Source organism: Bradyrhizobium sp. IAR9 (genome assembly GCF_013408065.1).
GTDB lineage: Bacteria > Pseudomonadota > Alphaproteobacteria > Rhizobiales > Xanthobacteraceae > Bradyrhizobium.
This window is the reverse complement of record NZ_JACBZW010000016.1, coordinates 160,040-181,582: the sequence shown is the minus strand read 5'-3', so window position 1 is coordinate 181,582 and position 21,543 is coordinate 160,040. Positions and strand designations below refer to the sequence as shown.

General features: G+C 65.8%; 20 protein-coding genes. 11 read left to right on the top strand and 9 right to left on the bottom strand.

Features of this window, described 5'->3' with window-relative positions; translation table 11 throughout:
- The first annotated feature begins 104 nt into the window (after window positions 1-104).
- Window positions 105-1,040, top strand: a complete 936-nt coding sequence (locus GGD67_RS33100) for a cyclase family protein (protein ID WP_179738674.1) — start codon at window positions 105-107, stop codon at window positions 1,038-1,040.
- Between the two features lie 120 nt (window positions 1,041-1,160).
- Here the strand turns inward: GGD67_RS33100 and GGD67_RS33095 are convergent, their stop codons facing one another.
- Together GGD67_RS33095 and GGD67_RS33090 are read right to left on the bottom strand one after the other, a co-directional pair.
- A complete protein-coding gene (locus GGD67_RS33095) occupies window positions 1,161-3,395 on the bottom strand; it encodes a DNA/RNA non-specific endonuclease (RefSeq protein WP_179738673.1) in 2,235 nt (744 codons plus the stop codon).
- Window positions 3,396-3,667: 272 nt separating this feature from the next.
- On the bottom strand, window positions 3,668-3,880 hold the full coding sequence (locus GGD67_RS33090; protein ID WP_091967017.1) for a hypothetical protein: 213 nt from the start codon (window positions 3,878-3,880) through the stop codon (window positions 3,668-3,670).
- A gap of 45 nt (window positions 3,881-3,925) precedes the next feature.
- Here GGD67_RS33090 and ruvX point away from each other — a divergent pair, with 45 nt between their 5' ends.
- Window positions 3,926-4,411 carry a Holliday junction resolvase RuvX gene (gene ruvX / locus GGD67_RS33085; RefSeq protein ID WP_179738671.1) on the top strand — a complete coding sequence of 162 codons (486 nt, stop codon included), beginning with the start codon at window positions 3,926-3,928 and terminating at the stop codon, window positions 4,409-4,411.
- Between the two features lie 3 nt (window positions 4,412-4,414).
- Window positions 4,415-5,338, top strand: coding sequence for an AEC family transporter (locus tag GGD67_RS33080; RefSeq protein ID WP_179738668.1), 924 nt, complete (start codon window positions 4,415-4,417; stop codon window positions 5,336-5,338).
- Here the strand turns inward: GGD67_RS33080 and GGD67_RS33075 are convergent.
- From GGD67_RS33075 to GGD67_RS33065, 3 genes are read right to left on the bottom strand one after another with little or no spacing between them, the layout of a single operon-like run.
- On the bottom strand, window positions 5,335-6,099 hold the full coding sequence (locus tag GGD67_RS33075) for a CPBP family intramembrane glutamic endopeptidase (RefSeq protein WP_018321101.1): 765 nt from the start codon (window positions 6,097-6,099) through the stop codon (window positions 5,335-5,337). The two genes, GGD67_RS33080 and GGD67_RS33075, sit on opposite strands and share 4 nt — an antisense overlap.
- Before the next feature lie 23 nt (window positions 6,100-6,122).
- A complete protein-coding gene (locus tag GGD67_RS33070) occupies window positions 6,123-7,766 on the bottom strand; it encodes an isovaleryl-CoA dehydrogenase (RefSeq protein WP_179738666.1) in 1,644 nt (547 codons plus the stop codon).
- A 20-nt stretch (window positions 7,767-7,786) separates the two neighbouring features.
- Window positions 7,787-8,551 carry a M15 family metallopeptidase gene (locus GGD67_RS33065; RefSeq protein ID WP_179738706.1) on the bottom strand — a complete coding sequence of 255 codons (765 nt, stop codon included), beginning with the start codon at window positions 8,549-8,551 and terminating at the stop codon, window positions 7,787-7,789.
- A 198-nt stretch (window positions 8,552-8,749) separates the two neighbouring features.
- On the opposite strand from GGD67_RS33065, the gene GGD67_RS33060 reads away from it, so the two are divergent.
- From GGD67_RS33060 to GGD67_RS33045, 4 genes are all read left to right on the top strand, one after another.
- Window positions 8,750-9,697, top strand: coding sequence for an aspartate carbamoyltransferase catalytic subunit (locus GGD67_RS33060; protein WP_018321103.1), 948 nt, complete (start codon window positions 8,750-8,752; stop codon window positions 9,695-9,697).
- A gap of 5 nt (window positions 9,698-9,702) precedes the next feature.
- Window positions 9,703-11,004, top strand: coding sequence for a dihydroorotase (locus GGD67_RS33055; RefSeq protein WP_026202486.1), 1,302 nt, complete (start codon window positions 9,703-9,705; stop codon window positions 11,002-11,004).
- A 47-nt stretch (window positions 11,005-11,051) separates the two neighbouring features.
- Window positions 11,052-11,648: a glycerol-3-phosphate 1-O-acyltransferase PlsY gene (gene plsY / locus GGD67_RS33050; RefSeq protein ID WP_092257610.1), complete on the top strand. Its 597-nt coding sequence runs from the start codon at window positions 11,052-11,054 to the stop codon at window positions 11,646-11,648.
- A 149-nt stretch (window positions 11,649-11,797) separates the two neighbouring features.
- Complete coding sequence (locus GGD67_RS33045) at window positions 11,798-13,000, top strand: patatin-like phospholipase family protein (protein ID WP_179738664.1); 1,203 nt, start codon at window positions 11,798-11,800, stop codon at window positions 12,998-13,000.
- On the opposite strand, the gene GGD67_RS33040 is transcribed toward GGD67_RS33045, so the two are convergent.
- Window positions 12,992-14,236 (bottom strand): amidase, encoded by a 1,245-nt coding sequence (locus GGD67_RS33040; RefSeq protein ID WP_179738662.1) that lies wholly within the window; start codon window positions 14,234-14,236, stop codon window positions 12,992-12,994. The genes GGD67_RS33045 and GGD67_RS33040 overlap by 9 nt on opposite strands.
- Window positions 14,237-14,327: 91 nt before the next feature.
- Here GGD67_RS33040 and dprA point away from each other — a divergent pair, with 91 nt between their 5' ends.
- Window positions 14,328-15,470 (top strand): DNA-processing protein DprA, encoded by a 1,143-nt coding sequence (gene dprA / locus GGD67_RS33035; protein ID WP_179738660.1) that lies wholly within the window; start codon window positions 14,328-14,330, stop codon window positions 15,468-15,470.
- Here the strand turns inward: dprA and GGD67_RS33030 are convergent.
- Window positions 15,467-15,889, bottom strand: a complete 423-nt coding sequence (locus GGD67_RS33030; protein ID WP_018321109.1) for a helix-turn-helix domain-containing protein — start codon at window positions 15,887-15,889, stop codon at window positions 15,467-15,469. The genes dprA and GGD67_RS33030 overlap by 4 nt on opposite strands.
- Before the next feature lie 83 nt (window positions 15,890-15,972).
- Between GGD67_RS33030 and GGD67_RS33025 the strand changes: the two genes are divergently transcribed.
- On the top strand, window positions 15,973-16,581 hold the full coding sequence (locus GGD67_RS33025) for an FMN-dependent NADH-azoreductase (RefSeq protein ID WP_179738650.1): 609 nt from the start codon (window positions 15,973-15,975) through the stop codon (window positions 16,579-16,581).
- Between the two features lie 70 nt (window positions 16,582-16,651).
- Here the strand turns inward: GGD67_RS33025 and GGD67_RS33020 are convergent, their stop codons facing one another.
- Window positions 16,652-17,425, bottom strand: a complete 774-nt coding sequence (locus GGD67_RS33020) for an SDR family oxidoreductase (protein WP_026202489.1) — start codon at window positions 17,423-17,425, stop codon at window positions 16,652-16,654.
- Window positions 17,426-17,546: 121 nt separating this feature from the next.
- On the opposite strand from GGD67_RS33020, the gene GGD67_RS33015 reads away from it, so the two are divergent.
- Entirely contained in the window at window positions 17,547-18,014 is a 468-nt protein-coding gene (locus tag GGD67_RS33015) for a helix-turn-helix domain-containing protein (RefSeq protein WP_018321112.1), read from the top strand.
- Between the two features lie 304 nt (window positions 18,015-18,318).
- On the opposite strand, the gene GGD67_RS39580 is transcribed toward GGD67_RS33015, so the two are convergent.
- Entirely contained in the window at window positions 18,319-18,474 is a 156-nt protein-coding gene (locus tag GGD67_RS39580) for a hypothetical protein (protein ID WP_240536454.1), read from the bottom strand.
- Between the two features lie 311 nt (window positions 18,475-18,785).
- On the opposite strand from GGD67_RS39580, the gene topA reads away from it, so the two are divergent.
- On the top strand, window positions 18,786-21,530 hold the full coding sequence (gene topA / locus GGD67_RS33005) for a type I DNA topoisomerase (protein ID WP_179738648.1): 2,745 nt from the start codon (window positions 18,786-18,788) through the stop codon (window positions 21,528-21,530).
- Window positions 21,531-21,543 lie beyond the last annotated feature (13 nt).

The window sequence follows — 21,543 nt, the reverse complement described above, 5'->3', positions numbered from 1 at the left end:
ACCTCGCGCTGAAATATTTTGAAGCGCAGACGCCTTTGACGTTAGGATGCGGCACTGCCAGCGCAAATTACCATAACGAAGCCAAAACATCGGGAGGACTATCGATGCGCAATACGTTCGTGTTGTGCTGCGTCGCCGCGTTGTCGGCGATGTCAGGAACTGCAAGCGCTCAGGACTGGACGAAATCGAAATGGGGGCCGAACGACGAAATTGGCGCGGCCAACTACATGACGCCGGAGCTCGTGGTGAAAGCCGCCTCTCTGGTGAAGACCGGCAAGACCTACGCACTCGGCATTCCCGTCACGCCGCAGACGCCGGCCTATCCGCCGCGCGCCTTCAAGCTCACCATCGTGCAGCCCGGACAGGCCGGCATTCCAGGCCTCGGGCCCAACAAGGCCACCTATAACGACGACATCCTCGACACCTGGGTCGGCATCGGCAGCCAGCTCGACGGGCTCGGTCATCTCGGTGTCGAGCACGTCTATTACAACGGCAACAAGCTCGCCGACTTCGCCGATGCGAACGGATTGAAGAAGCTCGGCATCGAAAAGGTGCCGCCGATGGTCACGCGCGGCGTGCTGCTCGACATGGCCGCCTATTTCAAGACCGACGTGGTGAAGGAAGGAACCGCCTTCAACGTCAAGGAGATCGAGGAAGCCGCCAAGCAGCAGAACGTCGAAATCCGGCAAGGCGACGTCGTGATCTTCCACACCGGCTGGCTCAGCCTGATCGGCAAGGACGACAAGCGCTATTCCGCCGGTGAGCCCGGCCTCGGCGTCGAAGGCGCGAAGTATTTGACCGGCAAGGGCGTCGTCGCAGTCGGTGCCGATACCTGGGCCCTCGAGGTGCTGCCGTTCGAATCCAAGAACGTGTTCGAGGTGCACCAGATCCTGCTCGCGATGAATGGGACCTATATCCTCGAGAACATGGACACCGCCGCGCTCGCTCGCGACAAGGGCTATGAATTCCTGTTCGTGCTGGGCCAGCCGCGCTGGACCGGCGGCGTACAGGCAATGATCAACCCGATCGCGATCCGCTGACGTCGGACGCGCATCTGGCGAAAGAAGCCGGGTGAGGACTTGCAGTGCCTCGATAGAGCGCACCGCTGCCCTCACCCGAACGTCGCCTCGGTTTCGCTGCCTCGCGAACCGAAGCGCTCATCAGAGTCGAATGTCCTCATAGGACTCGATCCGCCGCGGGCCGACCGAGGTCGCCTCGTGCGAATCCGCATCAGTGAGATTGCCGAAATCGAGCTTGGTCAATTTCGCGAGGTCCGCGATCGAGACCTGGAAGACACTGACATCCTCCTCCGACATCTTTTCGCGCAGATCCGCCTCCTGGATGCGATCGATCTCCATGACCAGCTTCCGCTGGCTCATCAGGAACGCCGCCGCCTTGAGAGCGTCGTCATCCTCGTTGCGTCGGATCAGAATCTTCCAGAAATATTTCGGGATCTGAACGCCGCCGAAGCTCGGATCCTTGTGCGGCCGCCCGGCCGGATTGGGCAGATCGGATCCATCGGCATCCGGCCCGTCGAACACCGGACCGTTCATGACGATGCCCTTCTCCTCGCCTTCAAGCAGGACATCGCGCGTGTAATCTTCCAGGCCCGCCCAGAGCTGCTTACCCTGGTTGAACGAGAAGAATTGCGGCGAGCAATTGGTGAAGTGGAAGGAATCGTCGCCATGCTGCTTGGCCGCGGCGACGGTGTCGCCCCAGGTCGCATCGAGGCGGCGCACGAGATGACCGCGATCGAACGGATTCTTGCTGCGGTCCGCTTCGAACGTGGCCTGCTTGCGGTAGAATTCGTCGCCGATCTGGGCATCGTCGTCGATGCGCGGATCGCGCAGCCAGGAATCGCCTTCGCGCTTGCCGACGTCCTGTTGCCGCCCGCCGTCGATATTGACACAGCTGAAGAAGGCGAGCCGGCGCTCCTTGTTCATGACGACGCTGTAGTTGAAATATTTCAGCTCGGACTGCCTGGAGCTTCCCTTGAGCGTCGCAATTCTGGACTTGAGCGCGGCCGGAATCTTCGGCAGGGCCACCGAGAATTTACCGGTGCCGAGGAAATTCGCCTTGTATCCGGGACGCGATTTCAGCGTGCTCTGATCGATATGCACGGCCTCCATGGGCAGGCCGTTCGCACTGATGCGAGGCAGGAGGCCGGCCGGCGGAGCGATCAACGGCTTGCCACCGTTCGGCATACCGCCGTTCTGCATTCCGCCGTTCTGCGCCCCTCCGTTGCCCCCAGCCGGGCCCGGCACGGGTGCCAGCGGCGCGAACGGAATGTCCTTCCTGAACATCGGCAGCGGCACGCGGATAGGGACCACCAGCGAGGTGCCGTCGAGCGACTGCTCGACCCAGACATTGGCGCTGAACGCAGGCGCGGCGACCGGCGCGCGGGCCTTCTCGACCTCGAGCCGGATCGGCGGCTCTTCCTCGTCCAGCACCGGCTTGATCAAGGGATGGGAGCCAACGGCGACCTTGAGATCGGCGACGATCGCGCTGATCCGGATGCCTTCATTGGCGATCCAGTCGATCAGGGTTTCGTCCATTGACGGCTTCCACACCTTGCCGTCCTTGGTCAGGGTGCGGCCCTGCGCATCCTTCCGGGGAACGCCACTGTGGTGCAGCGCGACCACCTGCCAGAAGCGGTTGAACGCCGGCGAGCCCGACGATCCCGCCGTCGTATCGGTGTTGTACCAGAGGAAGTCGCCGACATATTTGAGCAGCTTGTTCTCGCGGACGCAGACCTGCTTCATCTGCCCGCTGGGGTGTTGGACGATGGTGAGGTACTCGCCGGGGTCTGCCTTGCCGGGCGCGCCGCTGAGCGGCAACCATCCCCAATCCTCGAGCTCCTCGTGGCCCGACAGCGAGGTCGGTGCCACCGCGACGACCGAGAAATCCAGCCTGTCATTGGTGTAGAAGAACTTGCCCGGCTCGAAGCCGAACCGCACAGGCACACGCTCTTGTCCGGAGACGTCGAGCTCGTAGTTGAAGTCGGCGATCGAATTGGCGGCGTCGGCCGGCTTGCCGAAGACATGATGGTTTGTCAGGAGCAGGCCCGGCCCGATCAGAAAGCCCGAGCCGTAGCCGAGCAGGTTCGACTTGAGATCCCTGAGCTGAATGCGGCAGACCGAGCGCGAGGCCGCAGTCCCCTTGGCGAGATAGTTGATGCTGTCGAGATCATTGCCCTGGATGATCCGCTCCAGGCCGATCTCGGCCTTCTCCACGTCCTGCGTCTCGGCCAGCAGCTGGCGCTGGCGCACGCGCATCTTCTCGACCGTCATCTCGATCGGACCGTCGCCCAGTTTCCGGTTCAAGGCTTCGGGTGAGAACTCGGCTTGCTTGAATCGCCTTTCTGAGCCCGCGATCAGGCTTGGCTTGATGAGCATCGGTGACCTCTCAAATGACTGGCGAATATTGGACCTGGTGAGCGCCTGAAAAAATCTGCGCGAAGTTGCAGCGCGGGCCGTATGGCCGATCGCTGCCGATCGTTCTGGAAATCGGGGCTCCGCCCCACACTACTTTAGACCGGTACATCTCCTGCCACGCAACCACCGGCATCATGCCATGGTCTGCAATGTCACCAGTGTGAGATTTCCCACATTTGATCGAAGCGCCCGCGCATCACGATTTCGCGCGCTGCTTGCTGCCGCTGGATCATCTACGGCTTCAGCTGCCACCGCCGCAGCGCCACGACGGCCCAGATCGCTTCGACCAGGCCGAACGGCCAGGCGCCCTGGAGAAAGCCATAGGCCGATCCGAGCGCGCAGGACGCGGCGAACAGCAGCACGAACCAATGGCTGCGATCTTCCAGGGCGTAAGTGACCAGCATCGCCGTGACGGCGAACAGGCCGAATAATGTCAGCGCGTCCATTGTTCCGGGTTCACTCCGCGGCGCGACGCATGATATGCGCTACGCATGCCGGCTCTTATCCTGCCCCTCATCGATGCTGCAACCCACTGGCCCGCCCGCGGCGCGCTGGTCGGGCTGGACCTCGGCACCAAGACCATCGGCGTTGCGGTGTCCGATCCGGACCGGCGGCTTGCGACCGGCGTCGAGACGATCCAGCGCAAGCAGTTCAAGCAGGACGCCGCCCGGCTGCTCGTGATCGCGGCCGAGCGCAGGGTGGTCGGCTTCGTGCTCGGCCTGCCCATCAACATGGACGGTAGCGAGGGTCCGCGCGCTCAATCCACCCGCGCCTTTGCCCGCAATCTCGCCGGCCTGACCGCCCTCCCCATCGGCCTGTGGGACGAGCGCCTCTCGACCGCGGCCGTCGAACGCGAGCTGATCGGAATGGATGTCAGCCGCGCCAAGCGCGCCGAGGTGATCGACGAGCACGCCGCGATCTTCATCCTGCAGGGCGCGCTCGACCGCCTCGCCAATCTGCGTCCAAGGACCGCCTGACCGATGGCCGTCGTGATCGCGGCGCTGCTGCCGGTCTTCATCCTCATCGTGCTCGGAATCGTGCTGAAGCGCAGCCTGATGCGGCTCGACACGCAATGGCACGGGCTGGAGCGGCTGACCTATTTCGTGCTGTTTCCGATGCTGCTGATCCAGACGCTGGTGAAGGCCGACCTCTCCAAGGTGCCGGTCGCCGGCGTCGGCGGTGCGCTGCTGCTGTCGGCACTCGCGATGTCGCTGCTCTGCCTCGCGCTCCGCCCTGCCCTGGCGCGGCTCGATATCGACGGCCCCGCCTTCACCTCGATCTTCCAGGGCGCGACGCGCTGGCAGACCTTCGTCGGGCTGTCGGTGGCCGCCAACATGTTCGGCGATGTCGGGCTGGCGCTCGCCTCCGTGGCGATGGTCGCGATCATTCCCCTGGTCAACGTGTTGAGCGTCGTGGTGCTCGCCCATTACGCCGCGCCGGAGAAGCAGTCAGCGCGCACCATCGTCATGACGGTGATCCGCAATCCGCTGATCTGGGCCTGCGCGATCGGGCTCTTCGTCAATGTCACCCACCTGCCGTTGCCAAAACTCTGGCACGACGTGGCGGACGCGCTCAGCCGCTCCTCGCTCGCGATCGGCCTGCTCGTCACTGGCGCGGGCCTGCATCTCGAAGGCCTCTTGCGTCCAAGCATGGCCGCGGCCATCGGCGTCGTCTTCAAGCTCGCACTGATGCCTGCGCTGGCGCTGGCGCTGGCCGCATGGTTCGGCCTGTCAGGCGACAGCCGCGCGATCGTGGCGATCTGCGCGGCGGTGCCGACCTCGTCCAGCGCCTATGTGATGGCGCGCCAGATGGGCGGCGACGCGCCGCTGCTGGCGCAGATCATCACGCTGCAGACGATTCTGGCGGCCATCACGATGCCGGTCGCGATCGCGCTGGCGGCTTAGCTCCCCAGCCACATCGTCAGCACCACCGCGGTCAGATTGTTCAGCGCGTGCAGCACGATGGTGAGCCAGAGCGAATTCGCGCGATAGCGCATATAGCCGAACCACAGGCCGATGGTGAAGACTTCGGCGAGGAAGTACATGTCGTATTGCAGGTGCACGATGGTCCAGACCAGCGACGACAGCAGGATCGCGCCCGGCACGCGCAAGAAGCTCGCCGACCAGCCGCGATAGAGGAAGCCGCGCGCCAGGATCTCTTCCGACACCGGCGCAGCCACGCTGAAGGCGAATAGCAGCAACAGCGCCGCGCCCTTGTCGCGGCCCGATTTCAACAGATCGGTCATGAAGCCCGGCGTCGCCTCGCGGCCGAGCGCACGCGACATCGTCTCCCAGACCAGCACCAGCAGGATGAGGCCGACCGCACCGAACAGGAGCTGCTTCCAGGACGGCCAATGCAGCGCGAGATAGTCGACGAAGGAGGCCTTCTTGATGGCAATGGCGAGCCACACCGCCAAAAGCGTCGCCGGCAGGCCCATGATGACCGACAGCGCGAGCGCCTGCGGATCGTGGCCGACCGCCTGGAGCGAGGCGAAGTCCATGGGAAGACCACGCTGCGCCACCAGCAGGACGACGGCGCCGATCTGCCCGACGAACATCGCGGCGAAGATAAAAAGGCCCCACAACGCGGTGCCCCAGAACATCCAGACGCGCGGCGGCGCTGGCGTCATAGTCAGCGGCGGATGGTCGGGATTGAGGGAGTCCATCAGGAGGCTTTCGTTGGGAAGACTCACGGCAGCGCCCGCTCCAGCAGCGCGCGGGCCTCGCCGCTCTCCAGCTCGACGGCGCCGTACATGCTGGCGTGATTGGCCGCAAGGCGCGTGGCGGCGAACAGTTCGGCATTGCGCGGGGAAACACCGTTGAGAGCCGCAGCAGCGGCCAGCAGCGCCAGTTTCTCGACGGCGAGACGCGCGACGCGCTCGCCATCGGCACGACGAAAAGTCTGGCCGATGAAGGTGGCTGTCTCGCCTGCCCCAGGCAAGCCCTTCGTCTCGGCCGCAAGCGATTGCAGCACAGCCGTCGCCGGCTCCGGCTCGCGCGAGAGCGCGCGGAGCACGTCGAGGCACATCACATTGCCCGAGCCCTCCCAGATCGCGTTGACCGGCGACTCCCGGTAGTGCCGCGCCAGAATGCCGTCCTCGACATAGCCGTTGCCGCCGAGGCATTCCATGGCCTCATAGAGGAACGGCGGCGCACTCTTGCAGGTCCAGTATTTGATCGCGGGCGTCAAGAGCCGCATATAGGCGGCCTCCGCCGCATCGTGCGGCGTGCGGTCGAAGGCGCGGCAGAGCCGCATGACCAGGGCCGTGCTCGCCTCGACATGCAGCGCCATGTCCGACAGCACGGCCTGCATCAGCGGCTGATCGGCGAGATGTTTCTGGAACACGCTGCGGTGGCGGGCGTGATGCAGCGCATGCGCCAGCCCCGAGCGCATCAGGCCGACGGAGGCGATCGCGCAATCCTGCCGCGTCAGCTGCACCATCTGGATGATGGTGCGGATGCCCTTGCCTTCCTCGCCGACCCGCTCCGCATAGGCACCGATGAACTCGACCTCGGACGAGGCATTGGAGCGATTGCCGAGCTTGTCCTTCAACCGCTGGAACTGGATCGCATTCACCGAACCATCCGGCGCGAAGCGCGGCATGAAGAAACAGGTCAGCCCGCTGTCCGCCTGCGCCAGCACCAGGAAGGCATCGCACATCGGCGCCGACATGAACCATTTGTGGCCGGTGATGCGGTAGGCCTCGCCCTCGCGCACCGCGCGCGTCATGTTGGCACGCACGTCGGTGCCGCCCTGCTTCTCGGTCATGCCCATGCCGAGCGTCATGCCGCGCTTCTGCCACCACGGCGCAAAGCTCGGGTCGTAGCTCCGGGTCGACAGCACCGGCATCACCCTGCCGAGCAGGTCCGGCTGCATCGCCAACGCGCCGACCGAGGCGCGCGTCATCGTGATCGGACAGAGATGGCCGGTCTCGACCTGTGCGGCCATGTAGAATTTCGCCGCGCGGATGACCTCGGCGGCATCGCCCGCCGGCTTTCCGTCTGCCGTCCAGGTCGAATTGTGCACGCCGGCATGGGCGCTGTGCGCCATCAGCTCGTGATAGGCCGGGTGAAACTCGACCTGGTCGCGGCGGTTGCCTTTTGCGTCGAAGGTGCGCAGCTTCGGCGTATTCTCGTTCGCGACACGTCCGCGATCGGCCATCGCGGCCGAGCCCCATTGCTTGCCGAACTCGGACAGTTCGCGCTCCGCCGCCGCACCGCCATTGGCCTTCACCGCATCGACCAGCGGCCGATCCGCGGCGAACAGGTCGACATCCTCGAACGGCGGCGACTGGTTGAAGACCTCGTGGGTCGCGAAGCTCGGCTGGGTCATGGTGCTTCCTCGGCGCGGAATCAGTTCCGGCGCGGCTGGATCGGGAAATCATAGGCCGCCCCGCCGGCCCCCGGCAGGGAAAAATGCCACCACTCCTTCGAATAGTTCACAAAGCCTTGCCTGGCCATCGCAGCCACCAGCCGCCTGCGCCAGACGCGCTGCTCGGAGGTGATCGCCGGTGCCGCGGTATGACCCTTCGCATCGGTACAGTCGTAGCCGGTGCCCATGTCGACGCTGCCTTCCGGCGCGCGCGCTTCGACCGGCGCGGTGCAATCCGCATAGGCTCTTGATGGGTCGTATTTGGCGGAGTTGTCAGCCTTCAGATCGACCAAAGTGAGATCGAGCGCGGCGCCCGTCGAATGCTGCGACCGGCTCGCGATGTAGCCGAGGCGGAACAGCTCGGTCTTGGGAATTTTGGGATTGTAGCGCCGCTCGGCGGCGCTCTCGTGACCGTTCTGCGACCACTTGACCATGTCGAGCGAGGCCCGCGCCGGCCGGTAGCAGTCGAACATCTTGAGCGAGAGGTCTTGCGCCGCCAGCTCCTGCTGCACCGCCTTGAGCCGCAGCCCGACTTCGCGCTTCACCACGCACTCGCCGGCGTTGTAACCGGCGAGCGGCCGGCCGACGAAATTGTTCGATGTGGCGTAGCGGATGTCCTGGATGATGCCGGGATCGATCTCGCGCAGATAGACGAAGCCGCCGGGGAGCGATTGGGCGTGGGCCGCGCTGATTGTTGCTGCAGCCAAGAGCACAGTCAGGATTGTTTTCACGAAATGCCCCCACATCGTCATGGCCGGGTTTATCCCGGCCATCCACGTTCTTTTTGCGTCAAATGCGATAGAAGAACGTGGATGCCCAGGACAAGCCCGGGCATGACGTCGAGGCCACGCCGCAGCGTCGGGACCGACAGATCAGGGGATAACTCACCGCCCCGGCTTTGGCCCTTGCCCCCCCATCCATCCGCGCCTATAGCTCTCGTTTTAATGACATCGAAATCGACCTTCGTCCTCGGCCACCGGCATTTGCTGGGCATCGAGGGCCTTTCCGCGGCCGACATCACCGGCCTCCTCGACCTGTCCGAAGAATATGTCGAGCTCAACCGCCAGGTTGACAAGAAGCGCACCGTCCTGCGGGGACGGACGCAGGTGAACCTCTTCTTCGAGGCCTCCACCCGGACCCAATCCTCGTTCGAGCTTGCGGGAAAGCGGCTCGGCGCCGACGTCATGAACATGTCGGTGTCCTCCTCGTCCATGAAGAAGGGCGAGACGCTGATCGACACCGCGATGACGCTGAACGCGATGCACCCGGATATCCTGGTGATGCGCCATCACGCCTCCGGCGCGGTGGAACTGCTGGCGCGCAAGGTTGACGGTTCCGTGATCAATGCCGGCGACGGCGCCCATGAGCATCCGACCCAGGCCCTGCTCGACGCGCTCACCATCCGCCGCAACAAGGGCCGGATCGAGGGGCTCGTGGTCGCGATCTGCGGCGATGTGCTGCATTCGCGCGTCGCCCGCTCGAACATCATCCTGCTCAACACGATGGGCGCCCGCGTCCGCGTGGTCGGCCCCACCACGTTGCTTCCGCCGGGCATCGAGCGGATGGGCGTCGAGGTCGCGCGCGACATGCGCGAGGGGCTCAACGGCGCCGACATCGTCATGATGCTGCGGCTGCAGCGCGAGCGCATGAACGGCTCCTTCGTGCCGTCCTCCAGCGAGTACTTCAACTATTTCGGGCTCGACCAGAAGAAGCTCGCCTACGCCAAGCCGGACGCACTCGTGATGCATCCGGGCCCCATGAACCGCGGCGTGGAGATCGACTCGATTGTGGCCGACGGCGCGCAGTCCCTGATCCGCGAACAGGTGGAGATGGGGGTGGCCGTGCGCATGGCCGTGCTGGAAGCGCTCGCCCGTAACCTGCCGAACGCGTGATGCCGATGTTGACCGATCGCCGCCCCATCCTGCTCGCCAACGCCCGCGTCGTCGATCCCTCCCGGGATTTCGACGGTGTCGGCGACGTCCTGATCGCCGACGGCGCCATCCGCGAGACCCGCCGCGGCATCGGCGCGGCCGGCGTCCCCGAAGGCACCGACATCGTCAACTGCTCCGGCAAGATCGTCGCGCCCGGCCTGATCGACATGCGCGCCTTCGTCGGCGAGCCCGGCTTCAGCCATCGCGAGACCTTTGCCACCGCGAGCCAGGCGGCCGCGACCGGCGGCATCACCACCATCATCTGCCAGCCCGACACCTCTCCGGTGATCGATAATTCGGCGACCGTCGACTTCGTGATGCGCCGCGCCCGCGACACCGCGATCGTCAACATCCAGCCGATGGCGGCGCTCACAAAGGGCATGCACGGCGATGAGATGACCGAGTTCGGTCTGCTCAAGGCCGCGGGCGCCGTCGCCTTCAGCGATGGCGTCAGAAGCGTGACCAATGCGCAGGTGATGCGCCGCGCGCTGACCTACGCCCGCGATTTCGACGCGCTGATCGTCCACTACACCGAGGACCCCGATCTCGTCGGCGAAGGCGTGATGAACGAGGGCGAGTTCGCATCGCGGCTCGGCCTGATGGGCATCCCGAATGCCGCCGAGGCCGTGATCCTCGAACGCGACATGCGCCTCGTGGCCTTGACCGGCGGCCGCTATCACGCGGCCTCGCTGACCTGCATCGACTCGCTCGAGATCCTCCAGCGCGCGCGCGACGCCGGGCTCGCCGTCAGCGCCTCGGTCTCGATCAACCATCTTGCGCTGAACGAGAACGACATCGGCCCCTACCGTTCGTTCCTGAAACTGTCGCCGCCGTTGCGGACCGAGGACGACCGCCGCGCACTGGTGGCCGCAATCGCCTCCGGCCTCCTCGACGTCATCATGTCCGACCACAATCCGCAGGACGTCGAGGTCAAGCGCCTGCCGTTCGCCGAAGCCGCTCCCGGCGCCGTTGGACTCGAGACCATGCTGCCCGCCGGCCTCCGCCTCGTGCATAATGGCGAGATGGAACTGAAGACGCTGATCCGCGCGATGTCGACCCGGCCGGCCGAACTGCTCGGCCTGCCCGGCGGAACCCTGCGCGCAGGCAGCCCGGCCGACGTCATTGTGATCGATCCCGACGTGCCCTGGGTGGTCGATCCCGCCGACCTCAAATCGCCCTGCAAGAACACTCCGTTCGACGAGGCCCGCTTTACAGGCCGCGTGGTGCGCACCATTGTCGGCGGACGCACGGTTTACGAGCATGTCTGACCTGTGCAATCGTTCGGCTCGAAAGTCGGGCCTTTGGAGCTGCCGCCATGGGGCTTGAAGCATTTTTGCCGGTGGCCTTCGTCATCGGCTACCTCCTCGGCTCGATCCCGTTCGGGCTGGTCCTAACCCGGCTCGCCGGCACCCAGGATATTCGCTCGATCGGCTCCGGCAGCATCGGCGCCACCAATGTGCTGCGCACGGGACGCAAGAGCCTTGCCGCAGGCACCCTGCTGTTCGACGCCCTCAAGGGCACCGTGGCCGTGGTGATCGCCGGCTACATCGCAGGACCCAATGCCGCCATGGTCGCCGGGCTCGGCGCGTTCCTCGGCCATCTGTTCCCGGTCTGGCTCAAGTTCCGGGGCGGCAAGGGCGTGGCCGTTTATATCGGCATCCTGATCGGCCTGTTCTGGCCCGGCGCCGTCGTGTTCTGCCTGATCTGGCTGGCGACCGCCTTCACCACCCGCTACTCCTCGCTCTCCGCGCTGGTGGCGGCGTTCGTCACGCCGATGTTCCTGTGGTGGTTCGGGCATCTCGCCTTGTCGGCGCTGACGGCACTGCTGACGCTGCTGCTGTTCTACGCGCACCGCGAGAACATCAAGCGCTTGCAGACCGGCAAGGAGAGCCGGATCGGCGAGAAGGCCTGAAGCCGGACATCTACGGATATCGAAGCGACCCTTCTGCATTATATGCCAAATCCTGTTCGCAACTCGGCGCATGCTCGCGGCCGGCAGTAGCGAACAGGTTCCACGCCTGTCATCCTGACAGAAGAAACGGCGTTACGCGGTTGCTCAGAATGAGCGAGAAGATTGACGGCGCGCATGACGGGGTTGGTTCGCAGGGCACGGCGGCAAGCCGGCTGCTGTCGGCGACCAATATCTGGTCCGATGCGCCCGCACCGCCGCCTGCGCCAACGCTCACTGCCGTTTCGCCGCCGGCTCCGCCACCTGCCCCCGTCGCTCCCGCTCCTGTTGTAGTCGAGGTCCGACCTGCGGCTGCCCAGGTTGCATCGGCGCAGGCTCGCGCCACCCCCTGGCCGCCACGAAAGCTCTCGCTGGCGCTGCAGGGCGGCGGCACCTTTGCCGCCTTCACCTGGGGCGTGCTGGAGCGGCTGCTGGAAGAGCCGATCGAGATCGACACCATCAGCGGCGCCAGTGCCGGCGCCATCAATGCGCTCCTGCTCGCCTCCGGCCTTGCCGAAGGCGGCCGCGAAGCGGCACGGGCACGACTGAGCCGGTTCTGGCTCCGCCTGCTGCACGAGGCCTCGTTCCGCTCGCTGATGCTGGTCGGTGGCTTCTCGCCGGCGGGAAGCTCGGTCGCGTTCGGTCCGACGCTGCGCTCCGGCCAGTTCGATCCTTTCGATCTCGATCCGCTGCGACAGGCGCTGTCGCGCGACATCAATTTCGCCGCGCTGCTCAATCCGGACTGCCCGAAGCTCCTGATCGCGGCGACACGGATCCGCGACGGGCAGCAGCACATCTTCCGCAACGACGCCATCACCGCCGACGTCGCGCTGGCCTCGACCTGTCCGCCCCTGGTTCACTGCGCCGTCGAGATCGAGGGCGAAGCCTTTTGGGACGGCGGCTTTGGCGGCAACCCGCCCTTGCTGCGGCTGGCGCAGGACACGACGACGTCCGATGTCCTGCTCGTCCAGGTCACGCCGGCGCGCGACAGCTACGTGCCGATCACGCTCGCCGCGATCGACCGCCGGCTCGACCAGATCGCGGCCAATGCCGCCCTCAATGCCGAGATCGCCGCGATCGCCTGGGCGCAGGCGCATGCAGCATCTTCGTTGCGGCTCACCCGGATCGCGGCAGAAGATTCCGTTGACGGCCTGGCGCAGCGCTCATCGACGGATCTCGGCCACAGCTTCATCCGGCTGTTGCACCGAAGCGGTCGCGCCGCTGCCGAGCGCTGGCTCAGGCAAGATGCAAAGGCCGACGCGCCGCTCGCCGAGCCGGCCCGGGCCCTTGTCGCTTCCGAACCCGCGCTAGCCTGACTTCGCCAGCGCGTTCTCCAGGAACCATGCCGCCGCGAGTGCGACCGGATCGTTGCCGAAGCGCGCGATCACCTGCACGCCGATCGGCAGGCCGCCCGCCTTCAGCACCGGCACGTTGACGCAAGGATTGCCCATCAGCGTCCACAGCCGGTTGTAGCGAGGATCGCCTGTCGTCGCGAGCTCCTTGGCCGGCGCGGTGCCGGGCGCGGAATAGGTCAGGAGCACGTCGACGCCCTCGAACAATTCGCCGAGCTCGCGGCGGCCACGACGGCTGATCCGGCGTGCCTCGTCATATTCCTTCGGCGTCAGATGGGCGGTGGCATCGAGGCTTGCCCGCAGCATCGGCGCGATCTCGTCGTGACGTTCGGAAAACTCCCAGGCCAGCGCGCGATGCGCCTCAAAATCCTGGACGACGGGATGGATGCGCCAGGCCTCCTGCACCGCCTCGGGCAGATCAATGGCCTGCACGCTGGCACCGGCGCGCTCCGCCGCCTTGATCGCGGCCTGCAAGCCTTCTTCGGCCGCCGGCTCCACGGCACCGGCAAATTCCTGCCAGACGACGGCAATGCGTGGCGCCTTGGCCGGGACGATGCCGGAAAACTCGGAGCGGCCCGTCATCGCCAAAAGTCCGCGCGCAAGATCCTCCGCACGCGCGCCGAACAGGCCGACCGTGTCGAGCGCCCACGAATAGCACTTCACGCCGACCGTCGGCAGCATCCGGAACGACGGCTTGATCGCGGCCGTCCCGCAATAGGCGGCGGGCCGGATCACCGAGCCGCCGGTCTGGGTGCCCAGCGCCAGCGGGATCATGCCGGCACTGACCGCTGCCGCAGAGCCCGAGGACGAGCCGCCCGGCGAATGGCCGAGATTATGCGGATTGAGCGTCGGGGTCGGATCGCGCGAGGCAAACGCCGTGGTCGTGGTCTTGCCGATGATGGTGGCGCCTGCCCGCTTCAGCATCATGACAACAGGCGCATCGCTGCGCGGCTGCCAGCCGCGATAGATCTCCGAGCCCATCTCGGTCGGCATATTGGCGGTGTCGATGATGTCCTTGATGCCGACCGCGATGCCCCGCAGCGGGCCGGAGGCCTGCGCCTTCGCGGATTTGTCGTGGCGGACGAAGGCGCGAACGTCCTTCTCTTTGGCCTCGATCGCCGCATGCGACTGGGCGATGGCGGCATCGGGCGAGAGCTCGCCCGCTTCGATGCGGCGCTGGAGGTCGGCGAGTGAGATCATGGCAAAACCCTTCTTATTGGTATCGCTTTTAGCATCGGGGCGAGGTCGCGCAAGCGCACGCCGCTGTTGCGCAACGCCCTCAGGTTGTTCCATGCTGCGGCCACAAGGAGACGCCGTGGACGCCATCAATCCGAGCGTGGAGCTGACCGAAGCTGAGCGGATCGACCGCATGCGGCTGATCCGCTCCGACAATGTCGGACCGCGCACCTTCCGTTCGCTGGTCGATCATTTCGGCAGCCCGCGCGCCGCACTGGAGCGGCTGCCTGATCTGGCGCGCCGCGGCGGCGCGCAGCGGTCTGGGCGCATCTATAGCGCGGACGAGGCCAAGGCCGAGCTCGCCGCCAGCCGCAAATTCGGCATCGCCTGGCGCGCACCCGGCGAGGACGGCTATCCGGCGCGGCTGGCGATGATCGACGATGCGCCGCCGCTGCTCGCGGTGCGCGGCGATACGAAGTCCTTGATGCGGCCGATGATCGCCATCGTCGGCTCGCGCAACGCCTCCGGCGCCGGGCTGAAATTCGCAGGCCTGCTGGCGCGCGAGCTCGGCGAAGCCGGATTCATCGTCATCTCAGGGCTCGCCCGCGGCGTCGATCAGGCCGCCCATCGCGCCAGCGTCGCAAGCGGCACGATCGCGGTGCTCGCCGGTGGACATGATTGCATCTATCCGCCCGAGCATGGCGACCTGCTCGCAGCGATCCTCGACCACGCGGGGGCTGCGATCTCCGAGATGCCGCTCGGCCACGAACCGCGCGCCCGCGACTTTCCCCGCCGCAACCGTCTGATCTCAGGCGCCTCGCTCGGCGTCGTCGTGGTGGAAGCGGCGCACCGCTCGGGCTCGCTGATCACCGCGCGTATGGCGGCCGAACAGGGCCGCGAGGTGTTCGCGGTGCCGGGCTCGCCACTCGATCCGCGTGCCGCCGGCGCCAATGATCTGATCAAGCAGGGCGCGACCCTCGTCACCGAAGCTGCCGACATCATCAACGCTGTCGCACCGATCATGGAGCGGCCGCTGATGCACCCCGTCAGCGAGCCCGACAGCGAGCCCTTCGAGAGCGATCCGCAGGGCCACGACCGCGACCAGATCACCGGCCTGCTCGGCCCCACCCCGATCTCGATCGACGATCTCGTGCGGATGTCCGGCGCCTCGCCCGCAATCGTGCGCACCGTGCTGCTGGAGCTCGAACTCGCCGGCAAGCTGGAGCGTCACGGCGGCGGGCTGGTGTCGCTGCTTTAGCTCTCGTTGCGCTCGTCGAACTTCGTCCGCGCCGCCGCGATCTGCTGCTGATGCGCGATCGCCCACTCGCCGAGCGCCTTCACCGGCTGTTGGAGACCACGGCCGAGATCGGTCAACTCATAGTCGACCCGCGGCGGGATGGTGGGGAAGATCGTGCGCGTAACGAGGCCGTCGCGCTCCAGCCCCCGCAGCGTCAATGTCAGCATGCGCTGCGAGATGCCGTTGATCATGCGCTTAAGCTCGTTGAAGCGCTTCGGCCCGTCGCTCAGCATCATGATGACGAACACGCTCCATTTGTCACCGACGCGAGACAGCACGGAGGCGACCCCACGGCAGTCCGCATGGTCGGGATGCGGCATTGGATCGGGCCTCGGCGTCGCAGGAAAACCGGTGTTCTTAGGTTTCAAAGATGTGCCCATGGCTCAAAAAAGTGCGTTCTTGCGGGGTTTTCGATAGTCACTCATGTAGCTCTGGTTACAAACTTATACCAGGGTGACCCCAAATGAAACTGCTTCATCTCGACTCCAGCGTGCTCGGCCCCCACTCCGTCTCCAGGCAGGTCTCTGCCGCCATCGTCGACCGGCTCCGGCAGGCGATGCCCTCACTGGACATCACTTATCGCGACCTGACCCAGACCCCGCTGGCCCACCTCTCAGGATCGCACCTCGCCGCCGCGCAAGGCGCGCCCGCGCCGGCGGAAATCGGACCCGACCTCGCCGCGAGCGCAGCTGCGCTGGATGAGTTCCTGGCCGCCGACATCGTCGTGATCGGCGCGCCCATGTACAACTTCACCATTCCCAGCCAGCTCAAGGCCTGGATCGATCGCATCCTGGTGGTGGGGAAGACTTTCAAATACGGCGCGGCCGGGCCCGAGGGGCTCGCCGGGGGCAAGCGCGTGATCGTGGCGATCTCGCGCGGCGGCTATTATGGCGCGGAGACGCCGTATGCGGCCGGCGAGCATCTCGAAACCTATCTGCGCTGGGTGTTCGGCTTCATGGGCATCACCGGCGTCGAATTCATTCCGGCCGACGGCGTCCAGGTCGGCCCGGATCACCGCGAGAAGTCGCTGGCCGGCGCCCTTCAGGCAGCCACCAGTCTGCGCGCGGCATAGTCCTCGCGAGCGCAGAACCGTCCGGCGCAACACACGATCTGCGCCGGACGACTTAAGCTCGGAGGAGCGATCAACCGCGATAGATCGGCGCGCCGCTCGGCGAGGCCACCGCGCCGCCGTCGACGAAGATCTCCTGGCCCTGTACGTGCGCGGAATCATCGGAGGCGAGGAACAGCACCGTCTTCGCAACGTGATCGGTTTCACCGATGCGCCCCAGAGGCGTCGACAGCGCGATCCGCTTCTCGAACGCCTTCTCGGCTTCCGGTGTTGCCGTTGCAGGTCCCCAGATCGGCGTGCGGGTCGCGCCGGGCGCGACCACGTTGACGCGGATGCCGCGCGGCGACAGCTCCGAGGCCATGATCCGCGCCATCGCGCGCACGCCGGCCTTCGCGGCGCCGTAAGCCGAGTAGCCGGGAATGCCGAGCACTGAGATCACCGAGCCGTTGAGGATGATCGAGGCATTGTCGCTGAGATAAGGCAGTGCCGCCTGCACCGTGAAGAATACGCTTGTCAGGTTCGTGCTGATGACCTTCTCGAAGACCTCGAGCGTGGCCGAGCCGAGCGGCGTGCCGCCGGCGATGCCGGCGTTGGCGAACACGATGTCGAACTTGCCGAACTTCTCGGCGCCCTGCTTGATCGCAGCTTCCGTCGCGGCGATGTCGGTGGCGTCCGCGGCGAGCGCGAGCGCGTTCGGCCCGAGCTCCTTGGCCGCCGCCTCCAGCGTCTGTTTGTTGCGTCCAGTGATCACCACCTTGGCGCCTTCGGCCACGAACAGTTTTGCGGTCGCAAGGCCAATGCCGCTGTTTCCGCCGGTGATCAGGGCCGTCTTGTTCTTCAGTCTCACGTTCGCCTCCAGTGGTTGCATCATAAAACTACGTTGCCATCTAGGGCATATGGTTTTATCATGCAACCACACAAGCGCGTGATCGGCACACCGATCGTGCGAACGCGACAGGACCGGAACGATGGTGAAACGAACCAGCTTCGAGGGCGATGCCTGCCCGATCGCGAGGTCGCTGGACGCGCTCGGCGATTGGTGGTCGCTGCTGATCATCCGCGAGGCGCTGTTCGGCCTGCGCCGCTTCGGCGAATTCCAGAGCAAGCTCGGCATGGCCAAGAACATCTTGTCGGTCCGGCTGCGCTCGCTGGTCGACCACGGCATCCTGGCAACCGCCCCCGCCTCCGACGGCAGCGCCTACCAGGAATATGTGCTGACACCGAAGGGCCGCGGCACCTTCCCGATCCTGGTGGCGCTCAGGCAGTGGAGCGAGGAGTTCGACGACGCGCCTGAGGAGATCGCGACCATTTTGGTGGATCGCGCCAAGGGCCGCCCGGTGAAGAAGCTGGAAATGCGCGCGGAGGATGGCCGGCTGCTTAGCCCGGCGGATACGACTCTGAAGCCGCGGCCGGCGTCGCGACGGCGGTCGGCGTGACGAGCCCGGCTCTCGCCACACCGTCAATGCGAGGAGCCCTTGCGACGAAGCAATCCAGACTGCCGCCGCGGAAAGATTGCTTCCGCCTTCGCCAAGGCTTCGGCGGACTAGTCGCTGCGCTCGCAAATGACGGGGATAGAACGGCGCCCATATCTCGCACCGTCACCCTGAGGTGCTCGCCTCTTCGGCGAGCCTCGAAGGGCGACGGCCCGGCTGCATCCCGGCCGTGCATCCTTCGAGGCTCCCGGCGCGATGCCGCGCATCGCGCCACTCGCGCCTCAGGATGACGGGTTGGATAGTGCCCTCACGACAGCTTGCGCTTGCTCCGCAGCCTCACATGCTCGTCGGCCTCGAGCTTGGTCATGCCCAGGAGATAGTGCAGCACGTCGAGCTTGTGGCGCTCGGCGAGCTTGCGCAAGGCCCCGACCTGCTCGGCGATGAAGGCGACGGCCTCGTCCACGCCGCCCTCCCCCGGTTCCTCGTGACGCGAGCCTCCCGGCGCGCCTGATGCGGCGCGCGCCCGTTTCTTTCCCGGCCTAGTCACCAGACCCCACCCGAATCCATGCCCCGCGGAAACATTACGCCGATAGCGATCGCAACTCCAAGGTGGTATTTTGCAACTTTCTCGATATGAAACTTTTCCCATCCGGGCGGCTTTCAACAGCCCTCGATTTGACAGCGAGGGCCTCACCACCCATGTTCGGGGCGAAACGGCCGACCCGAGTCCTTTCGTTTTCGGCCTCAGATTTTCCCGTAAGTTACTGGAACTACATGAATATCGTCATTGTGGAGTCGCCGGCGAAAGCCAAGACGATCAACAAATATTTGGGCTCGTCCTATGAGGTTCTGGCCTCGTTCGGCCATGTCCGCGACCTGCCCGCGAAGAACGGCTCCGTCGATCCCGACGCCAATTTCAAGATGATCTGGGAGGTCGACCCCAAGGCGGCCGGCCGGCTCAACGACATCGCCAAGTCCCTGAAGAACGCCGACCGCCTGATTCTCGCCACCGACCCTGATCGCGAGGGCGAGGCCATCTCCTGGCACGTGCTCGAGGTGCTGAAGGAAAAGCGTGCGCTGAAGGACCAGAAGATCGAGCGGGTGGTGTTCAACGCCATCACCAAGCAGGCGGTCTCGGACGCCATGAAGCATCCGCGCCAGATCGACGGCGCGCTGGTCGACGCCTATATGGCGCGCCGGGCGCTGGACTATCTGGTCGGCTTCACCCTCTCCCCGGTGCTGTGGCGCAAGCTGCCGGGCGCCCGCTCCGCTGGCCGCGTGCAGTCGGTGGCGCTGCGCCTCGTCTGCGACCGCGAGCTCGAGATCGAGAAGTTCGTCGCGCGCGAATATTGGTCGCTGATCGCGACCCTGCTCACCCCGCGCGGCGATGCGTTCGAGGCCCGCCTGGTCGGCGCCGACGGCAAGAAGATTCAGCGCCTCGACATCGGAACCGGCGCGGAAGCCGAAGACTTCAAGAAGGCGCTGGAGACGGCCGCCTACACCGTGACCTCGGTCGATGCGAAGCCGGCCCGGCGCAATCCGCAGGCGCCCTTCACCACCTCGACGCTGCAGCAGGAAGCCAGCCGCAAATACGGCTTTGCGCCGGCGCACACGATGCGCATCGCCCAGCGCCTTTATGAGGGCATCGACATCGGCGGCGAGACCACCGGACTCATTACTTATATGCGTACCGACGGCGTGCAGATCGCCCCCGAGGCGATCACCCAGGCGCGCAAGGTGATCGGCGAGGATTACGGCAACGCCTACGTGCCGGACGCGCCGCGCCAGTACCAGGCCAAGGCCAAGAACGCCCAGGAAGCGCACGAAGCGATCCGCCCGACCGACATGTCGCGCCGCCCCGACAGCATGAGCCGCAAGCTCGATGCCGATCAGGCTAAACTCTATGAGCTGATCTGGAAGCGCACCATCGCGAGCCAGATGGAATCGGCCGAGCTGGAGCGCACCACCGTCGACATCACGGCCAAGGCAGGCTCCCGCACGCTGGAGCTGCGCGCCACCGGCCAGGTGGTCAAGTTCGACGGCTTCCTCGCGCTGTACCAGGAAGGCCGCGACGACGAGGAGGACGAGGATTCCCGCCGCCTGCCCGCGATGAGCCCGAACGACGCGCTCAAGCGGCAGAGCCTGTCCGTCACGCAGCATTTCACCGAACCGCCGCCGCGCTTCTCCGAGGCTTCGCTGGTCAAGCGCATGGAAGAGCTCGGCATCGGCCGGCCCTCGACCTACGCCTCGATCCTGCAAGTCCTGAAGGACCGCGGCTACGTCAAGCTGGAGAAGAAGCGCCTGCACGGCGAGGACAAGGGCCGCGTCGTGATCGCGTTCCTCGAGAGCTTCTTCGCCCGCTACGTCGAATACGATTTTACGGCCGGTCTCGAAGAGCAGCTCGACCGCATCTCCAACAACGAGATCTCCTGGCAGCAGGTGCTGAAGGATTTCTGGACGGGCTTCATCGGCGCCGTCGACGAAATCAAGGATCTGCGCGTAGCCCAGGTGCTCGACGTGCTCGACGAGATGCTGGGCCAGCACATCTATCCGCCCCGCACGGATGGCGGCGATATCAGGCAGTGCCCGAGCTGCGGCAATGGCCGGCTGAATCTCAAGGCCGGCAAGTTCGGCGCCTTCGTCGGCTGCTCGAATTATCCGGAGTGCCGCTACACTCGTCAGCTCGCCGCCGATGGCGAAGCGACCGCTGACCGTTCGCTCGGCCAGGATCCCGAGACGGGTCGCGATGTCTGGGTCAAGGCCGGCCGCTTCGGGCCCTATATCCAGCTCGGCGAGCAGAAGGATTATGAGGAAGGCGAGAAGCCGAAGCGCGCCGGCATTCCGAAGGGCACCTCGCCCGGCGATGTCGAGCTCGAGCTTGCGCTGAAGCTATTGTCGCTGCCGCGCGAGATCGGCAAGCATCCGGAGACCGGCCAGCCGATCACCGCAGGTCTCGGCCGCTTCGGGCCGTTCGTCAAGCATGAGAAGACCTATGCCAGCCTGGAAGCCGGCGACGAAGTGTTCGACATCGGCCTCAACCGCGCGGTGACGCTGATCGCGGAAAAGGTCGCCAAGGGCCCGAGCCGCCGGTTCGGCGCCGATCCCGGCAAGGCGATCGGCGATCATCCCTCGCTCGGCACCGTCACCGTGAAGAGCGGCCGCTACGGCGCCTATGTCACCGCGGGCGGCGTCAACGCGACGATCCCCGCCGAGTTCGAAAAGGACACCGTCACGCTGGCCCAGGCGATTGCGCTGATCGACGAGCGCGCAGCCAAAGGCGGCGGCAAGAAGCCGAAGAAGGCGGCGAAGCCGGCCAAGGCCAAGAAGACTACGGCGAAGGCTGCGGACGGCGATGACGCCGCACCGAAACCGAAAAAGGCCGCCGCGAAGAAGGCGGCCAAAACCAAATCCGAATCCACCAGCAAGGCGCGCGCAGCCGTGTCGTCGACCGCAAAAACGTCGCCGACCAAGGCCGCCGCCCCCAAGGCTCCGGCCAAGAAGAGCGCCGGCAAGACTTGAGATCAAGAATTAG